This is a genomic window from Micromonospora foliorum, assembly GCF_022229015.1.
GTDB lineage: Bacteria > Actinomycetota > Actinomycetes > Mycobacteriales > Micromonosporaceae > Micromonospora > Micromonospora foliorum.
Window position 1 is genome coordinate 1 of sequence record NZ_JAKKFF010000059.1, and the last position, 4,805, is coordinate 4,805.

Genomic DNA, 4,805 nt, shown 5'->3' on the forward strand with positions numbered 1-4,805 from the left:
CGGGCCGGGTCGCCGGCCCGGGGGCCGGTCCGCCGGCCCCGCGGCCCCCGCCGCTCGCTCCTGCCGTACCTGCTGCTCGCACCGGCCGTCGTGCTGGAACTCGCCATCCACGTGATCCCGATGGTTGTCGGGGTCTGGATGAGCCTGCTGGAGCTGACCCAGTTCCACATCCGCGACTGGTCCACCGCGCCCTTCGTCGGGCTGGAGAACTACCGGGCGACACTCGACCTGAACAGCGCCGCCGGCAAGGATCTGCTGCACTCGTTCTGGATCACCCTGGCCTACAGCCTGCTCTCGGTCGGGTTCGCCTGGCTGCTCGGCATCTCGGCGGCGGTCGTCCTGCAACGGCCCTTCCGCGGACGGGCGATCCTGCGGGCGCTGTTCCTCACCCCGTACGCGCTGCCGGTCTACGCCGCCGTGATCACCTGGAGCTTCCTGCTGCAACGCGACACCGGCCTGGTCAACCACGTGCTCGTGGACCAGCTCGGGCTGATGAACGAGCGGCCGTTCTGGTTGATCGGCGACAACAGCTTCTGGTCGCTGCTGCTCGTGTCGGTCTGGCGCAACTGGCCGTTCGCGTTCCTGTGCCTGATGGCCGGGCTGCAGAACGTGCCCGGCGAGCTGTACGAGGCCGCCGCGATCGACGGCGCCGGGTTCTGGCGCCGGCTGCGCTCGGTCACCCTGCCGATGCTGCGGCCGGTCAACCTGGTGCTGCTGCTGGTGCTGTTCCTGTGGACGTTCAACGACTTCAACACCCCGTTCGTGCTGTTCGGCGGCTCCGCGCCGGAGCAGGCCGACCTCATCTCCATCCACATCTACCGCAGCTCCTTCAAGACCTGGGACTTCGGCTCCGGGTCGGCGATGTCGGTGGCGCTGCTGCTGTTCCTGCTGGTCGTCTCGGCCGCGTACCTGCTGATCACCAACCGTCGGAGGGACGACCATGCGTGAGACCGCCGGTGAGCGCTGGGGCCGGCGCATCGTGCTGACCCTGCTCGCCCTCTTCGTCGTCATCCCGCTCTACGTGATGGTCACGTCGGCCGCGAAGCCGTTGCAGGACGTCCAGAACGGCTTCACCTGGTGGCCCAGCCGACCCACCCTGCAACCGTTCGTCGACATGTGGAGCACCGTGCCGCTGGCCCGGTACCTGGTGAACAGCCTGGTGGTGTCCAGCATCGCGGCGGTCTGCTCGGTGGCGGTGGCCATCTTCGCCGCGTTCGCGGTGAGCCGGTACCGGTTCCGCGGCCGGGGTGTCTTCTCGGTGACGGTGCTGTCCACGCAGATGTTCCCCGGCATCCTGTTCCTGCTGCCGCTGTTCCTCATCTACGTCAACCTGGGCAACGCCACCGGCATCGAGCTGTACGCCAGCCGTACCGGCCTGGTCATCACGTACCTGACCTTCTCGCTGCCGTTCTCGATCTGGATGCTGGTCGGCTACTTCGACTCGATCCCCCGGGGTCTGGACGAGGCGGCGCAGGTCGACGGCGCCGGTCCGCTGCGCACCCTGTTCCAGGTCATCCTGCCGGCCGCCGTGCCCGGCGTGGTCGCGGTCACCGTGTACGCGTTCATGACCGCCTGGGGTGAGGTGCTCTTCGCGTCGGTGATGACCGACGAGGGCAGCCGCACCCTGGCCGTCGGCCTGCAGGGCTACTCCACCCAGTTCAACGTCTACTGGAACCAGATCATGGCCGCCTCGCTGGTGGTCAGCATCCCGGTCGTCGTCGGATTCCTGGCCCTGCAGCGCTACTTCGTCGCCGGCCTGACCGCCGGCGCGGTCAAGTGAGTCATCCAACCCCAGAGGAGAACCGACCCGTGCCCGACCTGTCCAAGCTGCCACCCGACTTCCTCTGGGGTGTCGCCACGGCGGCGTACCAGATCGAGGGGGCCGTCGACGCCGACGGCCGGGCGCCGTCCATCTGGGACACCTTCTCGGCGACCCCCGGCAACGTCGACAACGGCGACACCGGCGCGGTGGCGTGCGACCACTACCACCGGTGGCCGGAGGACCTGGCGCTGCTGCGCCGACTCGGCGTGGACGCGTACCGTTTCTCGGTGGCCTGGCCCCGGGTCATGCCCGACGGCGTCGGGTGGGTCAACGCCGCCGGGCTGGACTTCTACGACCGGCTCGTCGACACGTTGCTCACCGACGGGATCCGGCCGTTCGTCACGCTGTACCACTGGGATCTGCCGCAGGTTCTGCAGGACCGGGGCGGTTGGCCGGAGCGGGCCACCGCCGAGGCGTTCGCCGACTACGCGGCGGTGGTCGCCGCCCGCCTCGGTGACCGGGTCGCCGACTGGAACACGGTCAACGAACCGCTCTGCGTGTGCTGGATCGGGCACCTGGAGGGGCGGATGGCCCCGGGTGAGCGCGATCTCACCCGCGCGGTGCACGCCTCGCACCACGTGCTGCTCGGGCACGGCCTGGCCACCCAGGCGATCCGCGCCAACGCCGCCCGGCCGGCCTCGGTGGGCCTGGTGCTCAACCTCAGTCCGATCGAGGCGGCGACCGACCGGCCCGAGGACGTCGCGGCGGCGCGCCGGGCCGACGGGCACGTCAACCGGTGGTGGTTGGACCCGATCCACGGGCGCGGCTACCCCGCCGACATGATCGCCACCTACGGTGTCGAGCCGCCGGTACGCGGCGACGACCTGGCGGTGATCGCCACGCCGACGGACTTCCTCGGGGTGAACTACTACTTCCGTCAGCTGGTGGTCGACGACCCGACCGGCGCGGCCCCGTACGCCCGGCAGGTACCGGTGCCCGGCTCGGTGGAGACCGCGATGGGCTGGGAGGTGTACCCGACGGGCCTGGAGCGACTGCTCGTCGACGTGCACGAGGAGTACCGGCCGGGCCGGATCATCGTCACCGAGAGCGGCTCGGCGTGGCCGGACGAGGTCACCGCGGACGGCACGGTGGAGGACAAGGAGCGCACCGACCACCTGGAGCAGCACCTGGCCGCGTGCGCGTCGGCGGTGGCCCGAGGGGTTCCCCTGGACGGCTACTTCGTCTGGTCACTGCTGGACAACTTCGAGTGGGCGTACGGCTACGACAAGCGATTCGGGCTGGTGCACGTCGACTACGCCACCCAGCGCCGGACGGTGAAGGCGAGCGGTCTGCGCTACGCCGAGCTGATCCGCGCCCACCAGCGGCTCGCCCGCACGACCGGCACCGCGACGCCGGTGGCCTGAACGGGGGCGGGCGGGACCGAGGCACCCTGGGCGCCGCGCCGATCGGCGCCCAGGGTGCCTGGTCCCGCCCGCTGCTCAGTCCAGAAGCCGGCGGGACAGCGACGGTGTCGGCCGACCGGCGAGCAGCCATCCGGCGCCGGCCGCGGCCAGCAGCAGCCCGCTGACGAGCGCGACGAGGTGCCCGACCGGGACCGCGCCGAGCGGATCGAGGTCGCGGTGCAGGGCAGCCGCCAGCGCAAGATACGTGCCGGCCACGCCCAGCACGGCACCGAGCAGGGCGAGTGCCCCCGCGGTGGTGGCGGTGAGCGTTCGCCGTACCCGCCTCGACGCACCGGTCGCGGTCAGGGTGCGCAGGTCCGCCGCCGCCTCACCCCGGATGAGCCCCACGGTCGTCGCCAGCACCCCGAGCGCGAGCAGCACGCCGGCGACGGTCGCCCCGGTGCGCAGCGCGGTCAGTGAACTCTGCTCCCGACGCGCCTCGATGGTGAGCCCGGCGGCGGCGGCCAGGTCCTGGGCCGTGGCGAGCTGTGCGCTGGTGAGCGGCTGGTCGGCCGCGAGGAACCAGCCGACCCGGGCCGGTTGCCAGCCGTGCCGGCGCAGCGCGTCGGGAGTGATCAGCGAGTCGGGTAGCCCGGTGTAGCCGGACCGGGGCAGCGTTCGAACGCTCGGCCGCACCCCCCGGGCCGGGATGTTCATCAGCTCCAGTTCCCCGGTGCGGGCGGTGAGCACGTCGGTGTCGGGGTCGACCGTCATCCCCGCCGCCCCGTTCAGGCCGAGGAGACCGGGACTGACCACGTAGAGCGGATGGGAGGTCGTCGACTCCCCAGCCGCCGTGGGGGCGCCGATCTCGACGGCCGGGTGGCCGGCCCGTCCGCCCTCCCGTCCCGGGTCGGAGTGCGCGGCCACCACCGCCATGTCGAGTGGAATGACGGTCGCCGCGCCAACGCTGGCCGCGATGGCGTCGGTCCGGGTCTGGAGTGCGTCGATCTCGGCCGCCGTGCGCTCCGGAATCACCGGGTCCGGCTGGCCGATCCGGATCAGCAGTTGGCTGTCCGCCAGGTTGCCCAGCCCGGCTGCCTCCCGGCTGCGGTACTCCGCCGCCGCGGAGCCCACCACGATGGCCGCGGACAGCCCCACCGCGAGACTGATCGCGGCGAGTGCCGCGCCGGCCCGAACGCGATACCGGGCCAGGTCGGCCAGTGCGAGCCGAACCGCCACCGGCAGGCCACCCCGGGTCGCCGCCAGCACCGGGATGGTCAGCGGGCTGGCGAGCAGCACGCCGAGCACCGTCCCGACACTGCCCAGGACGATGAGCAGCAGGTTCGACCCGTCGGAGAGCACCAGGGCGGTCAGGCCGGCGGTGAGCAGTGCGGCAGCGGCCACGGCGGTCCGCCGCGCCGGCGGCGGGGTCGCTGGCCGTGCCGACAGCGCGCTCATGATCGGGGTACGCGCGACAGCCAGGGCCGGCCACCAGGCGCCGGCGGGCGCGGTGACCACGGCCAGCAGCATGCCCGCGCCGATGGTGAGCCAGGGCAGGTCGAACCGGCCGATGCGGTGCCCGGCGGCGGTCTCGACGAAACCGGCGGTGACCAGCCAGGCGGCGATCCCGACGGCGGTGC

The 4,805-nt window shown here is 72.2% G+C and carries 4 protein-coding genes; 3 read left to right on the forward strand and 1 reads right to left on the reverse strand.

The window, feature by feature from the left end; translation table 11 throughout:
• From PSH25_RS05255 to PSH25_RS05265, 3 genes are all read left to right on the forward strand, one after another.
• On the forward strand, window positions 1–948 hold a 948-nt coding region (locus PSH25_RS05255; protein WP_238657929.1), incomplete at its 5' end, for a carbohydrate ABC transporter permease.
• Window positions 941–1,780: a carbohydrate ABC transporter permease gene (locus PSH25_RS05260; protein WP_130401223.1), complete on the forward strand. Its 840-nt coding sequence runs from the start codon at window positions 941–943 to the stop codon at window positions 1,778–1,780. The genes PSH25_RS05255 and PSH25_RS05260, both read left to right, overlap by 8 nt.
• 29 nt (window positions 1,781–1,809) lie before the next feature.
• A complete protein-coding gene (locus PSH25_RS05265; protein WP_238657930.1) occupies window positions 1,810–3,186 on the forward strand; it encodes a GH1 family beta-glucosidase in 1,377 nt (458 codons plus the stop codon).
• A 75-nt stretch (window positions 3,187–3,261) separates the two neighbouring features.
• On the opposite strand, the gene PSH25_RS05270 is transcribed toward PSH25_RS05265, so the two are convergent.
• A partial coding sequence (locus PSH25_RS05270; RefSeq protein WP_238657931.1) for a hypothetical protein occupies window positions 3,262–4,805 on the reverse strand: 1,544 nt, incomplete at its 5' end.

Coding starts and splice junctions, on each gene's coding strand:
- PSH25_RS05260 (WP_130401223.1), top strand. CDS start 941: ATGCGTGAGACCGCCGGTGAGCGCTGGGGCCGGCGCATCGTGCTGACC.